Source organism: Embleya sp. NPDC056575, from assembly GCF_042793325.1.
Lineage (GTDB): Bacteria > Actinomycetota > Actinomycetes > Streptomycetales > Streptomycetaceae > Embleya.
Genome location: NZ_JBHTVA010000041.1, coordinates 24890 through 43823, shown reverse-complemented (window position 1 = coordinate 43823; position 18934 = coordinate 24890). Strand labels below are relative to the sequence as shown.

Genomic DNA, 18934 nt, shown 5'->3' with positions numbered 1-18934 from the left:
CATCGGATCCCTCTCGAAGTTCGGTGGAAGATCGCTTTACGCGCTCAGCCGTCGGGATGCGCGGACCGCAGCCGGTCGACCTCCGCGGCCGCGCTGTCGCGAGCCACCTCGACGAAACGCAGCAGGGTACGGAGCTGGTCGTCGTCGAAGGGCGTCAGGTCGTCGCGGGTGCGCGCGGTCAGGCCCGCGTAGTAGGCGGTGATCCGGTCGAGTCCTTCCATGGTCGGTTCGATGACGACCCGTCGCCGGTCGTTGGGGTCCGGAACCCGCTTGACGCAGCCGGCCTCGGTGAGCCGGTCGATCATCCGCGACGCCGCGCCGGGAGTCAGGCCCACCCGTCTGGCCAGGACGCTGGAGGTGGCCGGACCGTCCTGGTGCAACGCGTGCAGACAGTGGAAGTCGGTCGCCACGACCCCCATGCGGTCGGCGATCAAGCCGTTGATCTGGATCAGCTGGGTGATCCATTCCGGCAGCGCGGTAATGAACCGAGATGCGAGGTCCTCCCTGGATGCGTCGGTTTCGGCGTTTTCCTGCTGGTTCTTCGTCATGTTGACACGACCCGATCGTCTCACTAGATTGCGTTGCACAATAAGTGCGCCGCACAACAAGTGTGCTGCGCAATATAATTGCGTTCGATTCGAGGAGCAAGTGTTGCCCATCGAGCCCACCGCACCGATGGCGACCCGAGGCCGCACCCTGGCCCTACTCGTCATCCTGCTCGCGACGTTCATCGACCTCATCGGTGTCACCGTCCTCAACGTCATCCTCCCGTCCATTCAAACCGATCTGGACGCGAGCCCGGCCCAGCTGCAGTGGATGCAGGCGGGTTACACCCTGGTGCTGGCAGTGGGCATCGTCAGCGGCGCCCGGCTGGGCGACATGCTCGGCCACAAACGCGTCTTCATCGCCGGCATGGCGGGCTTCGCGGCCTCGTCGGCCCTGTGCGCACTGTCGGTGGGACCGGAAATGCTGGTCGGCGGGCGAGTGGTGCAGGGCTTGTTCGCCGCGCTGGTGATTCCCCAGGTCCTGTCCCAGATCCAGATCATGTACGCCTCGAACGAACGTGGCGGCCCTATGGCGGCCTACTCGTCGCTGTCCGGTCTCGCCGCGACGCTGGGGCCCATCCTGGGTCCGCTACTGCTCAAGTCGGACCTGGCCGGGTCCGGCTGGCGGATGGCCTTCTGGGTGAACGTCCCGCTCGGCCTGTTCGTCGTGGTGGCCTCGTGGAAACTGCTCCCGGAAAGTCGGGCGACCCACGCCGCCCGGATCGACGTGCCGGGCGTGATCCTCGCGTCGGTGGGCCTGGTCCTGGTGTTGTATCCGCTGATCGACTCGGCGGGCAAGACCCCGTGGCCGGCGTGGACGTACGGGTCCATCCTGGCGGGTGTGGCCGTGCTCGTCGGATTCGTCTTCTACGAACGGCGGGTCGGCAGTCGCGGTGGGTCCCCCCTGGTGGAGATGTCGCTGTTCCGGTTCCGCTCGGTACAGGGCGGCCTGCTCCTGCAACTGCTGTTCTTCGTCCCCGCGATGGGCTTCTTCCTGGTCTTCATGCTGTTCCTCCAGAACGGCATCGGCATGAGCCCGATGCGCGCGGGTCTGACGATGCTGCCCTGGTCGGTGGCGGTTCCGGTGTTCGCCACCCTCTCCGCGGCGGTGCTCCTGCCCAGGATCGGCCGGATGACCGCGCAGATCGGACTGGTCGTGATGGCGATCGGCTTCACCATGGTCGCCCTCGCCGCCGGCGGCGCCACCCCCGACACCGACTGGACGGACATGTTCTGGGGCGTGCTGGTCGGCGGCGCGGGCATGGGCATGCTCGTGGCTCCGCTGATGCAACTGACCCTGACCGATGTGCCGATCGAGTTCGCCGGATCGGGATCGGCCCTGTACAACACCGTCACCCAGTTGGCCGCCTCGATCGGTGTGGCCGTGATCGGTACCGTCTTCTTCACCGAACTCAAGGGCGTCGGGCAGACCTCCGCCGAGCTCGCCGACGGGTACGGCAGTGCGATGGCGACCTCGTTGTGGCTGGGAGTGGGCCTGCTCGCGGTTGCGTTCGCCAGTAGCTTCCTGTTGCCGCGTGGACCCGTTGCGGCCCCGGCACCCGACGTCGAGGTGGTCAATGCCTGAATTGCCCGGACGACTGCAAGCCGTCTTCGTCCCCGCCGAGAGCGCGATGGCCTGGTGGGGTGTCACCGACCTCGAACCGGCCGTGCGCGAACACGGGCTGCCCGAAGGCCGTCCGAGCACCTGTCGCCTCGCCCTTCCCGACGGGGACCAGGTGGTGCCGGCCACCGTCGCGGTTCGACTCGCGGAACTCGACGACGCGCTGCCGGCCCTGTCCGCCCTCGACCCGGACCGCCCGACGATCGGTGCCTCCATGCGGGCCTGGCGGGCCGCCGCCACCCTGCCGCACGACGCCGACGACGCCTTCGCGGAACTGGGCGCGCGCATGCCCACGGCCGCGCACGCGCTCCTCGGCTTCCAGGAGACCACCATCTTCTCGGCCTCCGCCCTTCTCGGCCGCTTCCGACAGACGGTGGCCACCCACACCGCGTTGCGCTCCACGAGCATCCGGGCGGAGCTGCGCCCCTACCAGATCCACGGCGTGGCCTGGCTCCGCAGCGTGCCCGGTCTCGGCGGCGGGGCGATCCTGGCCGACGAGATGGGACTGGGCAAGACCCTGCAAGCGATCTGCCTGCTCGCCACCCGCCCGCCCACCGGCCCGCACCTGGTGGTCTGCCCCACCTCCCTGATCGGCAACTGGCAACGCGAACTGGCCCGCTTCGCGCCGGACACACCCGTGATCGGCTATCACGGATCGCGCCGTACCCTTCCGGACTCCCTCCCGCCCGGATCCGTGGTCGTCACGAGCTATCCCATGCTTCGCACGGACGGCATTCTGACGGAGACCAAATGGGACGTGGCGATCTTCGACGAGGCGCAGCAGATCAAGAATCCGGACGCGCTCGTCAGCAAGGCCGCCAATCGCCTGTCCGCCGAGGTCCGGATCGCCATGACCGGCACCCCGGTGGAGAACCACCTCGAGGAACTGTGGTCGATCCTCAACATCACCAGCCCCGGCCTGCTGGGCAGCCGCGCCCGGTTTCGACAACGCTTCGCGGCCCCCATCGAACAACGCCGCTCGGCGACCGCGGCGGCGGCCCTGAACGCACTGGTCGCACCGCGGCTGCTCCGTCGCACCAAATCCGAGGTGGCCACCGAACTGCCGGCCAAGCAGTACTCGACAATCGTCTGCACCGTGACCGAGGAGCAGTCCCGCCTGTACCGGGAAGCCGTCGACCGGGCCTTCACCGACGGGTTCGGCAACGGCATCGGGCGGCGGGGCCGGATCCTGGCGCTGCTCACCTCGCTCAAGCAGATCTGTAATCACCCCGCCCAGTTTCTGCGTGAGGAATCCGCGACACCCGGCCGTTCCGGCAAGTTCGACCGGGCCACGGAGATGCTGGCCGAAATCGTCGAAGAGCGCGACCGTGCCCTCGTCTTCACCCAGTACCGGGCGATGGGCGAACTGCTCTCCGGTTCCCTGTCCGCCACCCTGGGCACCGGGCGCATCCCGTTCCTGCACGGTGGCCTCTCCCTCGAACGGCGAGACCGGCTCGTTCGGGCCTTCCAGGAGGACGACGACGCGCCCCCCGTCCTGCTCCTGAGCCTGCGCGCCGCCGGATTCGGGCTCAACCTCACCCGCGCCACCCACGTCATGCACTACGACCGCTGGTGGAACCCCGCGGTGGAGGAGCAGGCCACCGACCGGGCCCACCGCATCGGCCAGGACCGCACCCTCAACGTCCACACCCTCGTCACCGAAGGCACGATCGAAGACCACATCGCACAGATGCACGACACCAAACGCGGATTGGCCGACATCGTCTCCGGCAACACCGAAGCCGCGCTGGCCGACCTGTCCGACGAGCAACTGCACGCCGTACTCGACCTCGACCTCGGAGCCCTCACCTGATGCCTGCCGAATTCGGAGCCACCCCCTGGGGCCGAGTCTGGATGCGTACGGTGGAATCCACCGTGGTGGCCGCACCCAACCCCCTCCTTCCGAAGGCGCGCAGCCTCGCGCGCAACCACGCCGTCACGCTGACCGTCGAGGGTGGTCGGATCGACGCCGCCGTGGTCACGTCCGGCCGACCCCACCGGGTCCGGATCGACGTTCCGCGCTGGTCCGCCAGGGAACAGGCGGACGCCGAACGGCTGATCGCCGAAGCCCTTGCCGACCACCGCGGACTGGCGCCCGGAGACCTGCCCGACACATTGGAGGCGGATCTCAGATACCACGACGTCGGCATCGCGCCGGCCCTCGCCGACCTGGACGCCGGCTGCGAATGCCGAACCCGGCAACGCCCCTGCGTCCACGTGCTGACCACGCTCTACGCGCTGTCCCAACAGCTGGACGAACGCCCGGTACTGGCCGTCGAGTTGCGCTCTTCGGGCGCGAAACCCGCCACACCCCCCGATCCCGACCGGATCGAGATCACCGCCATCGACGTGGCGGGCTTCTACGGAGACTGACCGCCGCGCGCAGCGCACGCGGCCGGCCGATTACACCCGGGCCTCGAACAGTGCCACCGAGCCCCGCACGGTCAGCCGGTAATCGGTGAACCTGGCGGCGAGTTCGGCCTCCAGGTCGGCCAGCGCATCGCCCCGGTTGTCGAACGTGCCCTTCTCGTTGAGCTCGTCCAACAGCTTCCGCGCGCGCTTGCCGTGCGCGACACCCGTCGCCAACACGGTGCTGCCGAAGATCCGGCCGCCGGGCACCACATGGGCGCGTGCGTGGTCGAACACCTTCGCCTTGTGCGCCATCCCACCCGGAAGACAGTGCAACAGGAAGTTCAACCCCGCCGAGTCGAACCGCTTCCCGCCGAGCTCGAACGGGGAGAGCACGTCACGTTCGAACGTGTCCGGCCCGAACCGACGCAACCGGGTGGATGCCTTGGTGAGCACCGTCGGATTCAGATCCACCAACGCGATCCGCGGACTGGGCGAACGGTGCCGGCAACGATCGAGGAAGAACCCGGTGCCCGGCCCCAGATCCAGGTGCCGCGCACCGATGTTGCGGTCGTACCCGGCCAACATCTCGGCGCGATCGCAGCGCCAGACCCATCGGCAGACGACCCCGAGTACCACGAGGTCGTACAGCGACAACCAGTGCCGCGTGTACGTCGCCGTCCCGGCGAGGATGCGATCCCGGGTGGGGCCGGCCTCCGCATGCTCAGACACCGGCACGCTCCTCGGCAAACGCCTTCGCCAGCCGCAGGTTCGACATGCTGTTCGCGCTGAGCACCCGACGCAGGTACTTGCGGGCGTCGAGCACCGACGTCCCCGGGCCCAGGATCGACAGCGCGGACGGATCGATCGTCGCGGTGTGCCTGGCGGCGAGCACGAAACCCTCACGCGTGGGGGTGAACCGCCAGTGACCGGTGTGGCCGGTCAACAACTTGGGCAGGTGAATCTGCTTGTACACGATCAACTCGCCCGGCAGGCAGACCCGTACCGACCGAGTGGTATGCGCGGAACCGTCCGGGGTCTCGGTGTCCATGTCGAAGAACTGGATGTTCGCGACGCGCTCCTCCAGCACCAACCGGGAAACGTGCGGAATCCGCTCCGGCCACTTGTCCGCCTCGTACAGATAGGCGTAGGCGTCGTCGATCGAGCCCGCCACGAACAACGGGTCCTCGAAATCGACCGCCAAATCCCGCTGCTCCGGCGTCTGCTCGGCGGCCTCGACCAGGCCCGCGAAGAACTCGCCCGACTCACGGTCGACCCGCTCCGCGTCGAATCCGCCCTCGCCGAGCGCCGCCTGATCCACCGTCACCTCGGTGGACGAAGCGGACAGCGGACGAAACGTCCACACCCCGCGCGATCCGGCCGCCGGCGGCTCGGCCGGCTCCCACTCGTACTCGATCCGCAGCGCTTCCCGATCGAACCGCCAACTCGCCTGCCAGGTCCGTACCGTGTGCTCGTCGAGCACCCACCAGTGCCGGAACGACTCCGCTCCGTCCCGGACGCCCAACGACTGCGCATGCACCGAAGGACGATGGAATTGCGACCACTCGCGCAGCTCCGCGAGCAGATCGAACACCTCGTTCGCCGGCGCGGCGACCACCGCGGTATGCCGGACGACACCCTCACCCACGATCGGCATATCTGATATCCCTCCACAATTCGGCGACAGCACAGCATTCCCAGCACCGAGCCTCACGGCCCCCGCTCGAATCCGCGTGGAACATCACTGGAAAACCGCCGCACCCCGACGACCGTCAGCCGGGCACCATCGCCTCGATGACGTCGTCCGGGACTGTAAAACCAACGCGGCTTGAGGGCCTTGGCGATCTTGTCCCAGTCCTGACGGCCGGCACAGCGGAAGCTGTTCCGCAGCAGATGCACCACACACGTCTGCACGACCGTCCTCGGCCAGACGGCCTCGACGCTGTCGGGCAGGCCGTGAAGGCCGTCGCAGACCGGCATCAGCACGTCCTCGACGCCGCGGTTCCCGATCTCGGTCAGCACGTGGAGCCAGAACTCGGCGCCCTCGGCGCCGTCGCCGGCCCACAGGCCGAGGATGTCACGCCGGCCCTCGGTGGTGACCGCGAGAGCGACGTGGATGGGCCGGTTGGCGACCTTCCCGTCGCGGACCTTCACGTCGATGCAGTCCACGAACACGACCCGGTGGACGCGGTCGAGCGGCCGGTTCCGCCACTCGGCCATCCCGTCGAGGACCTTGTCGGTGATCGTGGAGATCGTCTGCCGCGACACGTCGGCCCCGTAGACCTCGGCCGGGTGGGCCCGGACCTCGCCGGTGGTCAGGCCCTTCGCGGACAGCGAGATCACCATCTCGTCCACCCCGGACAGACGCCGCTGTCGTTTACGGACGATCCTCGGCTCGAACGACTCTTCCCGGTCCCGCGGCACCGATATCTCCACCGGGCCCACATCGGTCAACACCGTTTTTACGCGGGTGCCGTTGCGCGAGTTCCCACTGTTGTCCCCGGCCGGACCCACCAGATCTGCTGCCCCTGGCGTGCAGGCCATACACGCACGCCAGGCTCAACAGATTCTGCGTCGTTTCCCTCCGCGTCCGCCATCGCGCGCGACACACGCAGGTTCGGATCGGTGACCGCGTCTGCGGACGGGGCGACAAGGCCGCGAGCTCCGCCCGGTCCTGCGCCTGGGGCCCGGCGCACGATCGTGTTGTTCATCGGTCTGCAGGTACCTCTGCAGCGTCGACGCGGAGGCTCATCCCTCCTGGCACCACGCGGCGATCACGAGGGCGATCGCGGCGGCCGGGATACTGATCGGCATGGCGAGGAGCGCGAGCCCCGGTGGGCGCCGCCCGCGTTCCGCGCACCGGGGCGGTCGGCTTCGGTGCTGTGCCGGCCGGCGCCGACCACGTCCGGCGCGTCGGCCTCGGGGGATGGGCCGTCGGGTGTGGCGGGACACCGGCGACGGGGGACGCCGGGCCTGCACGGTGGGCACGACGAGCGCCTCGCCCGCACGTGACGCCGAACGGGCGGCCACACCGGTGACCGCCCCTCGCGCCACCGCCCCGACGTCCCCGCCCACCTGGACCGCCTCGTCCTGGACCTCGTGGCCAAGAACCCCGACCGCAGACCCTCCCACGCCGGCACCGTACGAACCCGACTCGTATCCCCACACCGATCCGCCGCGACCACCGTGCCCCGCGCCCCCGCGACGGCGACCACATCGCCGGACCCTGCGAAGGAAACCACGCCCGTCGCGGACGAGTCCGCCCCGCGCCGCGCCGTACGAGGCGAGAACACGGCCCGGGACCTCGCCGCACCGCTCGACGAGAGCGGACGCCGGGCCGAGGCCGAACAGATGTACCGCCGCGCCCTCGACGCCGACCACCCCTGGGCCGCGGCGAACCTCGGCCTCCTGCTCCAGGAGATCGGGGACACCGCCGAAGCCGAACGGGTGTACCGCCACGCCCTCGAAACCGGCGACCCGGACGGGTACGCCGCCAACAACCTCGGCCTCCTGCTCCAAGAGGACGGAAACACCACCGAGGCCGAGGACATGCACCGCCGCGCGCTCGAGGCCGGTGATCCGGACGGGTACGCCGCCGACAACCTCGGTCTCCTGCTGGAGGACTCGGGACGCGAGGCGGAGGCGGAGCGGATGTACCGCCGGGCCGTCGACGCGAACAACCCGCGTGCGGTGGACAATCTCGTCGGCCTGCTCGAGCGCACCGGGCGGGCGTGGGAAGCCGGGACCGTTCGCCGGCTGTGACGAAACGGAATCGGTTGTGACGCCCATGTGCGCGACGGTCCTGTTCCCGGAAGGAACGAAGCGACGGGAACGCCGTGGGGCCGGAGCGCGGGGCTGTGGTGTCTCGTCGTGCTCGCGCGGCCTTCGCATCGCGGCAGGACGGGTTGCGAACCGCCCCGCAGTGTCCGTCGCGCGGCCGGGTGCCCGCACCGGGCGAGCGGTGGGTCGTCTCGGACACGCTCCGCGATCCGCTCGCGCGGCACGTGACGATCGTGTCCCGGACCACGACGCGCACAGTGGGACGGGCGATCACCGGACCGTTTTCGGGCGGCGGACGAAGACCATCGCCCCAGGCTTGATCAACGCCTCCCCGGCATCCGCGACCGGGTGTCGATCGGGGACCCGAGGCCACGACGGCAGCCGCAGCCTCGCGAACGGTCGCCTCCAGCGCCCGGGACGAAAGCCCTGACGCCTCCTCGCCAGGGGGCGGTGGCCCCTACTCTGTGGGTCGGCTTTGGCTTGTGTCGTCGGGGGTGGCGCATGGAACGCGGAGAACTGGTCTCGGGGCGTTACGAGTTGGTGAAACGGCTCGGGCGCGGCGGGATGGGCGAGGTGTGGGCCGGACGTGACCGCATGCTGCATCGGGACGTGGCGATCAAGATGCTGCTCCTGGACCGGGCGATGCATGCGGACCTGCCACGCCGGTTCGAACGCGAGGCGGTGGCCGCCGCGCAGATCAACCACCCCAACGTGGTGGCCCTGTACGACCGGGGCATCCACGAGGACCTGTGGTTCCTTGTCATGGAACGGGTGGACGGGGCCGACCTCGCCGAATACATTCGCGACGGGCAGCCCTTGGAGCCGGATCACGCGCTCGCCGTCACGCGGGAGATCTGCACGGCGCTGGCCGCCGCGCACCGCGCCGGCGTCGTCCACTACGACATCAAGCCCCACAACGTCATGATCACCCCCGACGGCGCCGTGAAGGTCGTCGACTTCGGCATCGCCGGATTCGTCCAGACCGCCTTCACCCTCGCCGCCTCCTCCCAACTCGCCCCCGCCGGCACCCCCCAATACGGCGCACCCGAACAGTTCCTCACCGAACGCGGCGACGAACGCTCCGACCTCTACGCCCTGGGCAGCGTCCTGTTCGCCCTCCTCACCGGACACCCACCGTTCACCGGCCACACCGGCTTCGCGATCATGCAACGCAAACTCACCGAGGCCGCCCCGCACCTGGACACCCTGCGCCCCGGCCTGCCACCGGCACTGACCGACCTGGTCGCCGAACTCCTCGAACGCGAACCCGAACACCGCCCCCAGACCGCCGAACAGGTCCTCGAACGGCTCGACCGGCTCGGGGCCACCCTCGCCGCCTCCGGTCTGTCCGCCGCGACCGCGATCACCGCCACGCCCTCGCGGCGCACGTTCCCACCACCTCCCGTCGCACCGGAGACCGTCCGCGGCGATGCCACGGAGATCCCTTCGAGCGGACAGGAACCGACAACCGGACCGGAACGAGACGATGTTCGGGAAAGACTCCTCGGTCCGGCGCTGCTGCTCGCGCTGTTCGCGGTCGCCCTCTTCCTGCCCGCCTACGGGGGAACGAGCGTCAAGGACGCCCTCGGCGACGGCGGTCTCCCCGGCCAGGGCGTGTTCGCCGGTCTGGCAACGACCCTCCTGACGTCCGTGACGCTCACCCGGGGCGACACGGCGTGGGCGCGCCTGGTGGGCCATGCGGGGTGGGCCCTCGCGTTGGGGTGTCTCCTGTGGCTGGCATCCTCCAACCCGCCCTACTACGACTTCGGTGGCAACGACCGGACGACCCTGGTCGGAATGTGGCTCTTCTACCTGACGACGGCCCTGACCATCGCCCTGTACATCCACCGCGACATCCGCACCCGGGCGAGGCCGGCCCAGCCCGGGGAACGATTCGTTCTCCCGGCCGGATTGCTCGTCCTGTTCGCGATCACCCTGTTCCAGCCCGCCTACCTGGATCCGCACAAGGTCGGCACGTACTGGACCGTCATGAAGGTCGTCGGCGGCGACGGCCCCATGAGCGTCGGTGTCCTCGTCGGACTGGCCGCGACCCTGGCGGCGACCGCGGCACTCGCACCGGGCTCCGGGATGCCCACGCGGCTCGCAGGCTACGCGGGAGCCGTCCTCGCCGCAGCCTGCCTCGTCAACCTGCACGCGGCCCCGGACGCCGACCACGACGCCCACCCCACCTACTTCGCGCTGCGGCTCTTCCACCTGACAGCCGCCCTGACCATAGCCGCATACATCCACCGCGACACCACCAGGAAGACCACCGCTCGTTAGAAGCCACCGGCCCACAGCGCGAAACGACGTACCCGCCACAAAGACCGACACGACGTGACCCTGGCTGCGTGGAGCCGCAGGGATACCGCATGTCCGGCCGGGACGAGGGTGCGATGTTCTGGTGGCGGTTCGCCGCCGGCGCGGGCAACCACCACGCCGCGTGGTGCCTGTACCTCAAACACCGCAGCCGCGGCGAGGCCCGCGACCCCGAGTACCGGCTGGACCGGGCCCGGGTGCTGTCCGCCCTCACCCGGGCCACCCCACCACCGCCGTTCACACCCGCCGAGGACGACCGCCCGCCGTTGCCCGCCGACGCACGCGAGACCGTCCGGGCCCAGTGCGAACGCGGCGACCGTCCCCGCCTGCCCCACCGCCTGGAGACCGTGATGCGCCGACTGCGCGTCGAGGGCGACGACGACTATCCGGGCGTCCCCAACCCTGCCGCGGCCTGCCCGACGTACTCACCGCCGCATGCTGCCGACCTCGGGCAGTCGGGACCGGGCGGTTCGCCGGAGTCACAGTGCGCCTTCCGCCGTGAGGCGACTCTTTCCGGATGCAAACGCCTATACCGGGGTTATCTTGACGATCTTCGGGACCGCATTCGCGCCGGGGGGAACCGTGATCCAGATCCGTCCGACCCGAACGTTCCGGGCCTGACCCGCGACCTGGGTCGACGCGTTCACCGTGAACTCCAGGATCTCGCCACCGTCGTCGAGGGCCGCCCTCCTGACCGACGTGGGGTGGATGTCGACTTCGCGTGCGGTCCCGTCGAGCTGCATTTCGATGATCACTTGCTGGTGCAGGTAGGGGACCCTGCCTGGCTCCATGAACGCACGCTCGGAGTCGTAGGGCGTGTGCCAGAAGCCGTAGTCGGGTTCGGTCATCGCCTTCGCCTCTCACTCCGCATGGGATGTGGTGTCCGGACGTCGAGACTTTTCGTGGGTTCAGCATCGCAGCGCGTGAGCTTGGAGCCGGTCCTTTCGGCTCTTTTGGCCGCCGCGCGGGATCCGGGTTCGGCGGCATGGTGTCGGCGCGGGTTTCCCCCCACCCGCATTCGAGGACGGCGCGTTCACGTGTCTCGTCGTGCTTCGGCGGCACCTGGATCGCGTCGGGATCGGGATGCCCGGCCGGGCAACGCGGCGACCCGCGCCGGTAGTGAAAGCGTCACCCACCGTCGAGACGCCGGGTGGCGCCCGTCCGGTCCCCGCGGCGCCGTCCCGGTCGTCAAGGCGCGCGGCGAGGAGGATGCGCGACTCCTCGCGTTGTCGGTCTTCGTCGGTGGGGACGCCGCGTTCGATGAAGGCGGTGGGACGGGATGCCGAGTCCGCCGGGTGCGAAGGATGCGGGGTCGGCGCGGCGGTGTGTCTATCGGTCGAGGGCGTTGTGGGTGTGGCCGAGGGCGGTGAGTGTCCGGGCCTGTTGGGCGCGGTCGCCGAATGCGCGATACAGGTCGAGGGCCTGTTCGAGGAGGGGTTCCGCGCCGGTGTGGTCGCCCAGGTACTGATGGGTGCATCCCAGGGCCAGAAGGGTGTCGGCGCGGCTGTGGTCGTCGTCGAGTTCGGTGAACAGTTCGAGTGCCTGTCGTTGCAGCGACGTGGCTTGGGAGTGGTCGCCGAGCGCGTTTCGGATGTGGCTCAGGTCGAGGAGGGCGACGGCGCGGCCGCGGTGGCTGCCCGCTTCCTCCCACAATCGGTGGGCCTTGCGGTGCAGGGGTTCGGCTTCGGTGTGGTTCCCGAGGGCCCGGAGTGCCCGGCCTTGGCCGGTGAGGGCGTTGGCCTGGCCGTAGCGGTCGCCGACGTCCCGGTACAACCCGAGGGCTTCGGCATGTAGGGGTTCGGCGCCCGCGTGGTCGTCGAGGTCGCGTCGGGCGTCGCCCAGCGCGTCGAGGCCGCGGGCCCGGGCGTGGGGGTCGTCGAGGTCGCGGTAGAGCTCGAGGGCTTGGGCGTGGAGTGCCTCGGCGCCTTCGCGGTCGCCCCGTTTTCCCAGGGCGTTGCCCAGGTTCAGCGTGGCCTCGGCCTGCGACTGTCGACGCTCGAGCGTGCGGTTGCACTCCCGGCTCTCGCGTAGCACCGGTTCGGCGTCCGCGTGATCGCCCGCGAGCAAGAGCGCGATGCCCAGTCCCAGAAGCGCGTCGGCTCGCCCCGCGGGATCGTCGAGTTGCTCGTGGAGTTCGAGTGCTTGTCGATGCGTGTGTGCGGCGCCGAGGTAGTCGTGTCGCCAGCGTTGTGCCCAGCCGAGTCGCACCAGAGCGCCGGCGTGCGCCGTGTGCCGGCCGGCGTCGCGGTACAACGCGATCGTCCGCAGCCGCAGTTCCTCCTCCTCGGCGCCTCGACCGTGCGTGCGCTTGATGTCGGCCAGCGCGTCCAGCGCGGTGGCCTGACCGTTGGCGTCGCCGAGTTCGCGGTACAGCTCCAACGCCCGCAGGTGTGTCTTCTCCGCCCGGCCGGGTTCCGGGGCGTGTGACGTCGGTGTCCCCGGCGGCGGTTCGGGAGTGGTCGGGGAAGGCGTTTCCGCATCCGGCGGTGGTTCGCCTCCGTGGTTCGGGTCCGGTGTGCGTGCCGTGGCCGATGGATCGGCGAGGCGGGGGACCGGCGTCGGCACGGGGTTCGGGGTGCGGGAGTCGCGTTCGGTGTCCCACAGGGCGTGGAAGCGCAGGGCGACGGCGTCGGGGTCCGGGCGGTGGACCGACTTCTTCGCGAGATGGCGCACGGTGGATTCCAGGCGCCGCCAGTCGGGGACGGCCCGCCCGTGCAAGAGGTGGTTGAGCGTCTCGTGCGCGATCGTCGCGTCCAGGGACTGATCCCTGGTGATGGCGTCGGCCATCGCGCGCGTGCCCGGTCGTCCGGCGTCGCGGTACAACGCGTGCACCGCCTCCACCAGGTCGCGCCGCGGTCCGGCCGGCAACGCGTTCTCGTCGGGCATCGCGATCGCCATCCGGGCGCCCCCTCGTGTGCCAACTCCCGCCAGGTTGCGCCAATTCTGGCGCGTCGGCCCGGATTCCCGCAGGCGGTTCGGTGATCGATCGCGCACGACTTGCTGTCGTACGCGCACGACCTTCGACCGGCGCCGTGCGATCTGGAGACCTGCCCACGCCCGGTGCCGCGACGGTGGACACACGGCGCCGAGACCACACCCGACCCGACTCCCGAAGGGGCACCGCGATGCAGCACGACGACACGAACGACCGAACCTCCGCCCCCGATTGCGGGCGGGCCCGCACACGCTGGACGCGGACACTGGGCGCCGCGGTCGCGGCGGGCCTGGCCCGCGCACTCGGCGAATGGCTCCTGCGCACCCTGACCCGGGACTGACCCGTGCCTCCCGGTTGCCGCCGCAGCGGCAACCGGGAACCACGCGGTCGTCGCGGAATCGACGTGGGCGCGTCGTCGTTCGATTCGGCGGACGGTCCGTCGACCCCGAGACCCCCGACGACCTCACCCCCGCCGAACACGCACGCCTGGCCGACTGCATCGCCGGCGTCGAACTGCTCTCCACCGACCACTGGATCGCCGGCAAATCCCTCGACACCATCGCCCGCGGCAAGCCGTTCCGACAACTCCCCCACCGCCTCGAACCCCACCGCTGCTACCGCACGATCGAGGAATGGGCCGAGACCGAACACGGCATCAGCCAGTCGCGATGCAGCAAACTCCGCGCCGGCTGGAAACTCGGCGACACCGTCCGCCCCGACGTCCACCGCGCTGCCCCGGCCCTCAAACGCGACGTCGACCGCCGCGCCGTCGCCCTCGCCGACCGACCCGACCGAGGTCGTATCCCCCGCCAAGAGGTCCTGGCACACCTGTTGGCGGCGTTCGTCGACGACCCGCGCGTCTTCGACGCCGTCCTCGAACGCATGAAGACCGCACGCTGAACACGGCGGGCGCCCGACCAAATGTGGTGGTCGGGCGCCAGCCGCGTACGCACGCCACTCTACGCACGAGCACCGACCCGAGCCGGCCGCCCGACCGAACGCCGAAGACGACCCCCTCGCAACACCGGTCCGGCCGCGAGCACATCCAGGAGCCGGGGCAACGGCGCTCCGGCGACCGTGGTGGATCACCCACCGCTGACCCCTTGCACGACCGGCGCGGCGTGCCACTCCGGCTACGGCGCCCATACTCGGACACATGCACCAAGATCCATCCCCACCGCCACCCGGGCGCGACGGCATCGCGCCGCCCGGGTGGCCTCGGGGTGTGCGTCCGCCCGGCGATCCGGGGTGGGAGGAGACCGCCGTGGCGTGGCTGTTCGATCAGGTGCCGCCCGGGTACCGCGATCACCCGGTGCTGCGCTTTTCCGACCTGATCCAAGTCTGTACGTGTTGTTCGCCGTGGCTTGTGACCGAGGCGTCTCGTACTCGTTTGCCGACCGGGTTCGGGATGTCATCGGTGTTCCGGGTCGGGGCGGAGGTACGCGTGGCGCGCGAGTTGGTGATCGGGGATCTGCGGGTCCAAGACGTTCGGTACGGCAACGGCACTCGGGCATGGACGATCGTGTGGCCTGAGGGTGCCGTCCACCGGGAGGCGGATCGCTTCCTGCGGCTGCATGAGGGCTCGGGCACACAGCGGACGTACGCGTACGTGCTGGTGGATCATCTGCGCTGGCTGGAGCGTGAGTGTCTGCCGCTGGATCGGGTGCGGCCGCGTGACCTGGAGCGCTATATGGGCGTGGTCGGCGCGGACGTGCCCATGCCGCTCGGGGAGCCGTGGCGGGTGGGCAAGAAGCCGTACGGGCACGACGCGTTGCGGACGGCGGCGGCCTGTTTGAAGGGGTTCTTCCTGCACCAGGCGGTGCTGGGCGTCAACCCGGAACTCGCCGCGCACTTGGATCGGCACCGGCTGCCGACGCGGCGGGACCGACGCCGGGCCTTCCTGGGGCATGTGAAGGCGGCGATGCCTGCGAACCCCCTGGCTCCGGCGGGTTCGCAGCCGCGGCATCCCAAGTTGCTGCCGGAGGGTGCCCGCGAGCGTTTGATGACGATGGTCTCCACGGCAAGGAATCGCATGGTGGTGACGTGGTTGTCCGACGGTGAGCTTTGTGGGCTGCACCTTCTGGACCTGCACCTGCGGGAGAACGCGGCGTGTGGGCAGTGTCGTTCGCCGCACCTGCACGTCTGCCATCGGGCCGGCAACGCGAACAACGCGCGGGCGAAGACCAAACATCCATGGCGGGTCGAGGACGGGACGGTCACCGGTGGGTTGACCAAGCGGGTCGGTCCGGCGATGGTGCACCTACTTCGCGTACATGACGGGCGAGTACCCTCGCGACGCGAACCATGGGGTCCTGCTGGTCTCGCTGGCCGGTATCCGTTGTGGGGAGCCGTGGGCGCCTGTCGGTGCGCGGCGGACGCTGGAGCGGGCGGGTGAGCGCGCGGGGCTGGGAAGGGTTCGGCCGCACGCGTTTCGGCACACGTTCGCCACCGCGGTCCTGGACGCGTCGGACGGGAACCTGCTGATCGCCCGGGACGCGGGCGGCTGGGCGTCGACAGCGGTGGTCGATGAGGTCTATGGGCCCGTCGACCTGCACGACCCGGGGTTCGACGCCGCGCTCCACGCGGTCTGGGGAGACCGGTGATGAGGGCCTGCGGGTTCGTATTCCGCTACCGGTGGGTCCCACCCGCCCCGCCGAGGGTGACCGCGACAGGGTCGACGCTCCGCCGGCGAGGCTCCGGGTGAACGGTAGATCCGAGGCCGCGTTCACCGCGGCCCGGCCCGTCGGTGCCCTCGTTCCCGCCTGCGTATCCCGTGCGGGGGCGCCGGCGTCAGGCCCGGCCGGCCGTGCCGGTGCATTCGAGGATGACGAACTCGGCCGGTCGGATCGCGGCGAGGCCGACTCTCAGGACGAGTTCGCCGGCGTCGACCTGTTCTGCGGTCATGGTGACGTCCCGGCCGACCTGGACGAAGTACGCCTCCTGCGGTTTCATCCCCTGCAGCGCGCCCCACTGCCAGAGGTCGTGCAGGTGGTGGTCCGCCGCAGCCCGCAGCCTTTCCCACGTCGCCGGGCTGTTCGGCTCGGACGCCACCGAGGCGAGAGCCCTCGTCAGGTCGCGCTCCACCATGTCGGCCAGTCGCCGCACCGGAAGGTGCCGCCACCGCTCGTCGTGCGTGTCGAGCGTGCGGGCGCCGCGGACGAGCGTGCCCCGGTCCGGGAACTCGAGCAGGACGTTGACGGGTTGGGCCTCGTCCTGCTCGGCGTCGGTCACCGCCAGGAACGGACGCGCGATGCCCTCGACGGCGATGTTCGCCGGGGCCTTCCACACCCCGCGCTCACGATCGACCCGGCACCACACCCCGGCGACGGCGCCGACGGGCGGCACCGGTTCGGCGCCGTCCCCCGACGGCACCAGCCACGGGTGGTACAGGGCCGCGTGCGCGTGCTCGTCGAGGCCCAGCTCGAACGCCTTCGCCGCGTCGCGGGCCCGGCGGGCGTCGTGGTCGCGATCGGCGTGCAGGATGGCCATCGCCCGGTGGGCCGCCGCGTAGGCGGTCACGGCCCGCGCGGTCTCGCCGGCCGCGTCGGCCCCGCCGTCCCACAGGCCGAGCGGCACCAGGATCGTCACGTCGGTGAAGGCTTCGACGGCGGTCAGCACCTCCGTCAGGGGCTTTCCGGCGGTGTCGGCCAGGTAGCAGTGGCCGCCCCCGTTCCCGAAGTACCCGCGCAGCACCGCGCCCGTCAACCCGGACGAGGCGTCCTCGCCGACGACCCGGACGAGATCGCCCGGGCCGTCGACCCGCACCACGCCCTCGAAGGCGGCGGCGAAGTCCCCGAGGAACACCGGAACGGCGGTCGCGCCGGGCGTCACCGTCAGGGCCGACGGGGCGTCCCCGCCGCCGTGGACGCCGGGGTGTTCCATCGAATCCGCCATCGCACACTCCATCCGGGTCACGACACTTCCTCGCCGCAGCGTAATGCACCCATGACTCTCGGTCGCTGCATTCCGCGTTGTCGTCACCGGGCCCGGCCCGCGAGGACCCCGGCGCGGGCCGAGCCTGGGGTGGTTGGTTGGTGTGCCCATGGGGTGTGGCCCGGTGCCTTGTCCGCCCGACCCGTCGAGGTGTCGGTGTCCGGCCCGTGGCACTCGGCGACCCGACCCACGAACGACCACGTCGTCCCACCGCTCGACGGCGCGACCCGAAACACTCCCACCGGTACCAAGACGCACCTCCGCCCCACCGCGAATCTCACATCTCACCGCACATGAGGCCTTGGGGCCGACACCTGCCTCACCTGCGCGCGCCGAGGCCCGTCGGCGGCCGTTCCTGCTGCGACCGACGGCGAAGCACGCCGGGCATGTCTGTTGTCGATCGTCCGGCCGGCGCGCCCGCGATGGCCGCGCGTGCGCAGGCCCGGCTTGTCCGACACGATCCGGGACGCCGTGCGTGTGTCGTCCCTCGGCCGTCGTCGTGCGGCGGCCACGGCCGCGGCGGCGTGCCGGTTCGGTGCCGATGACGTCGCCCGCTGCGCCGTGTGTGGTCGCGGTGGAGTCACTTGTCGGCTCGGTTCGGGGGCGGGTCCTGGCGTGGCTGAGCCCGAACCGGCGCCGCAGGGCGCCCCCATGGGTTCGTCAAGGGAAATCGGGCTGTGTTCGGGTGGGGAGCCGGACAGCATTGCGGTGTGCCCGATCTGCCGTGGGATGACGTGAAGTGCTTCTTCGGCCCCGACCTGATGGTCGCTTCCGGACGTGCGTGTTCCGCGCCGCCCGCGACGATCCGCACGTCCGACCGTGCTGAACGGGGCCGTGGATCCACGCCGTGTGTTGGCGATCTTCCGTTTCCGCTCCCACCTGCGGCGAGCACCCGCTCCGTCCTCGCCGCACCGACCGTCGCCACCACCGCCCGCATCGGACCCCGCGTCGACGGCATCGCCGAGATCACGGGGGCGGGACAACGCAGCCCTCCCCGGGGCACCGGCAGCACCGCCTCCCCGAACGGCGCGGACCGGTAGGCGATTTCACCGGATCCCCCACCGCGCCCCGCCCGGCCGGGCCGGAGCCGGCCCGCCCGTTCGCGATCCGACCGGCGTGTCCGCCCCATGACGACTCACCCCCGACGCCCCGGATCCGCTACGGCCACGACCCCCGCACGCCCGACCCCGATCCCGACCCCGCCCGGCCCGGGAGTCGGCTGATCGGCGGCCCGCTGGACGGCGAGTGGCCGGTCCCGGTCGACGACGGCGGCGCTGGTCTGTGTTCCGTCCTCGGCCATGCGGCCAGGGCGGTCAGGACACGGTGGCGGCGACCGATGTCGGCCCGGCCTCCGGCACGGTCCGCGACGGTTCGACGGCATGGGGTGACCATCCGTCGCGGGGAAACGCAAGAGGGGCATCTCGGCCGGATGTCGGTGAGATCGAGTCCCGA

Annotated in this window: 15 protein-coding genes and 1 pseudogene; 9 read left to right on the top strand and 7 right to left on the bottom strand. The window is 70.6% G+C overall.

What is annotated here, in order from left to right:
- Positions 1-44 precede the first annotated feature (44 nt).
- Positions 45-548, bottom strand: coding sequence for a MarR family winged helix-turn-helix transcriptional regulator (locus tag ACFRCG_RS29335; protein ID WP_380036923.1), 504 nt, complete (start codon positions 546-548; stop codon positions 45-47).
- A gap of 103 nt (positions 549-651) precedes the next feature.
- Between ACFRCG_RS29335 and ACFRCG_RS29330 the strand changes: the two genes are divergently transcribed.
- From ACFRCG_RS29330 to ACFRCG_RS29320, 3 genes are read left to right on the top strand one after another with little or no spacing between them, the layout of a single operon-like run.
- Positions 652-2130: an MFS transporter gene (locus tag ACFRCG_RS29330; protein WP_380036921.1), complete on the top strand. Its 1479-nt coding sequence runs from the start codon at positions 652-654 to the stop codon at positions 2128-2130.
- A complete protein-coding gene (locus tag ACFRCG_RS29325) occupies positions 2123-3979 on the top strand; it encodes a DEAD/DEAH box helicase (RefSeq protein ID WP_380036919.1) in 1857 nt (618 codons plus the stop codon). The genes ACFRCG_RS29330 and ACFRCG_RS29325 overlap by 8 nt, the downstream gene beginning before the upstream one ends.
- 41 nt (positions 3980-4020) lie before the next feature.
- Complete coding sequence (locus tag ACFRCG_RS29320) at positions 4021-4539, top strand: hypothetical protein (protein ID WP_380036917.1); 519 nt, start codon at positions 4021-4023, stop codon at positions 4537-4539.
- Positions 4540-4569: 30 nt separating this feature from the next.
- Here ACFRCG_RS29320 and ACFRCG_RS29315 read toward each other — a convergent pair whose 3' ends face one another.
- The 3 genes and pseudogenes from ACFRCG_RS29315 to ACFRCG_RS29305 form a co-directional block, all read right to left on the bottom strand.
- Positions 4570-5247, bottom strand: coding sequence for a class I SAM-dependent methyltransferase (locus ACFRCG_RS29315; RefSeq protein ID WP_380036915.1), 678 nt, complete (start codon positions 5245-5247; stop codon positions 4570-4572).
- Positions 5240-6172, bottom strand: coding sequence for an SRPBCC family protein (locus ACFRCG_RS29310; RefSeq protein WP_380036913.1), 933 nt, complete (start codon positions 6170-6172; stop codon positions 5240-5242). Before ACFRCG_RS29310 ends, ACFRCG_RS29315 begins: the two co-directional genes overlap by 8 nt.
- Positions 6173-6339: 167 nt before the next feature.
- Positions 6340-7020: pseudogene (locus ACFRCG_RS29305) on the bottom strand (IS256 family transposase); the annotation flags it as partial.
- Positions 7021-7701: 681 nt separating this feature from the next.
- Between ACFRCG_RS29305 and ACFRCG_RS29300 the strand changes: the two are divergent.
- Entirely contained in the window at positions 7702-8277 is a 576-nt protein-coding gene (locus tag ACFRCG_RS29300) for a tetratricopeptide repeat protein (protein ID WP_380036911.1), read from the top strand.
- Between the two features lie 519 nt (positions 8278-8796).
- Positions 8797-10578 (top strand): protein kinase, encoded by a 1782-nt coding sequence (locus ACFRCG_RS29295; RefSeq protein WP_380036909.1) that lies wholly within the window; start codon positions 8797-8799, stop codon positions 10576-10578.
- Positions 10579-11141: 563 nt separating this feature from the next.
- On the opposite strand, the gene ACFRCG_RS29290 is transcribed toward ACFRCG_RS29295, so the two are convergent.
- Both ACFRCG_RS29290 and ACFRCG_RS29285 read right to left on the bottom strand, forming a co-directional pair.
- Entirely contained in the window at positions 11142-11462 is a 321-nt protein-coding gene (locus ACFRCG_RS29290; RefSeq protein ID WP_380036907.1) for a hypothetical protein, read from the bottom strand.
- A 481-nt stretch (positions 11463-11943) separates the two neighbouring features.
- Positions 11944-13512 (bottom strand): tetratricopeptide repeat protein, encoded by a 1569-nt coding sequence (locus ACFRCG_RS29285; RefSeq protein WP_380036905.1) that lies wholly within the window; start codon positions 13510-13512, stop codon positions 11944-11946.
- A 227-nt stretch (positions 13513-13739) separates the two neighbouring features.
- Between ACFRCG_RS29285 and ACFRCG_RS29280 the strand changes: the two genes are divergently transcribed.
- The 4 genes from ACFRCG_RS29280 (at position 13740) to ACFRCG_RS29265 (ending at position 16152) form a co-directional block, all read left to right on the top strand.
- On the top strand, positions 13740-13889 hold the full coding sequence (locus ACFRCG_RS29280) for a hypothetical protein (RefSeq protein WP_380036903.1): 150 nt from the start codon (positions 13740-13742) through the stop codon (positions 13887-13889).
- On the top strand, positions 13859-14449 hold the full coding sequence (locus tag ACFRCG_RS29275; RefSeq protein ID WP_380036901.1) for a hypothetical protein: 591 nt from the start codon (positions 13859-13861) through the stop codon (positions 14447-14449). Before ACFRCG_RS29280 ends, ACFRCG_RS29275 begins: the two co-directional genes overlap by 31 nt.
- A gap of 364 nt (positions 14450-14813) precedes the next feature.
- Positions 14814-15944 (top strand): integrase, encoded by a 1131-nt coding sequence (locus tag ACFRCG_RS29270; RefSeq protein ID WP_380036899.1) that lies wholly within the window; start codon positions 14814-14816, stop codon positions 15942-15944.
- Positions 15862-16152, top strand: a complete 291-nt coding sequence (locus ACFRCG_RS29265) for a tyrosine-type recombinase/integrase (protein WP_380037011.1) — start codon at positions 15862-15864, stop codon at positions 16150-16152. The genes ACFRCG_RS29270 and ACFRCG_RS29265 overlap by 83 nt, the downstream gene beginning before the upstream one ends.
- A 187-nt stretch (positions 16153-16339) precedes the next feature.
- On the opposite strand, the gene ACFRCG_RS29260 is transcribed toward ACFRCG_RS29265, so the two are convergent.
- Positions 16340-17443, bottom strand: a complete 1104-nt coding sequence (locus ACFRCG_RS29260; RefSeq protein ID WP_380036897.1) for a phage tail sheath family protein — start codon at positions 17441-17443, stop codon at positions 16340-16342.
- Positions 17444-18934: the final 1491 nt, after the last annotated feature.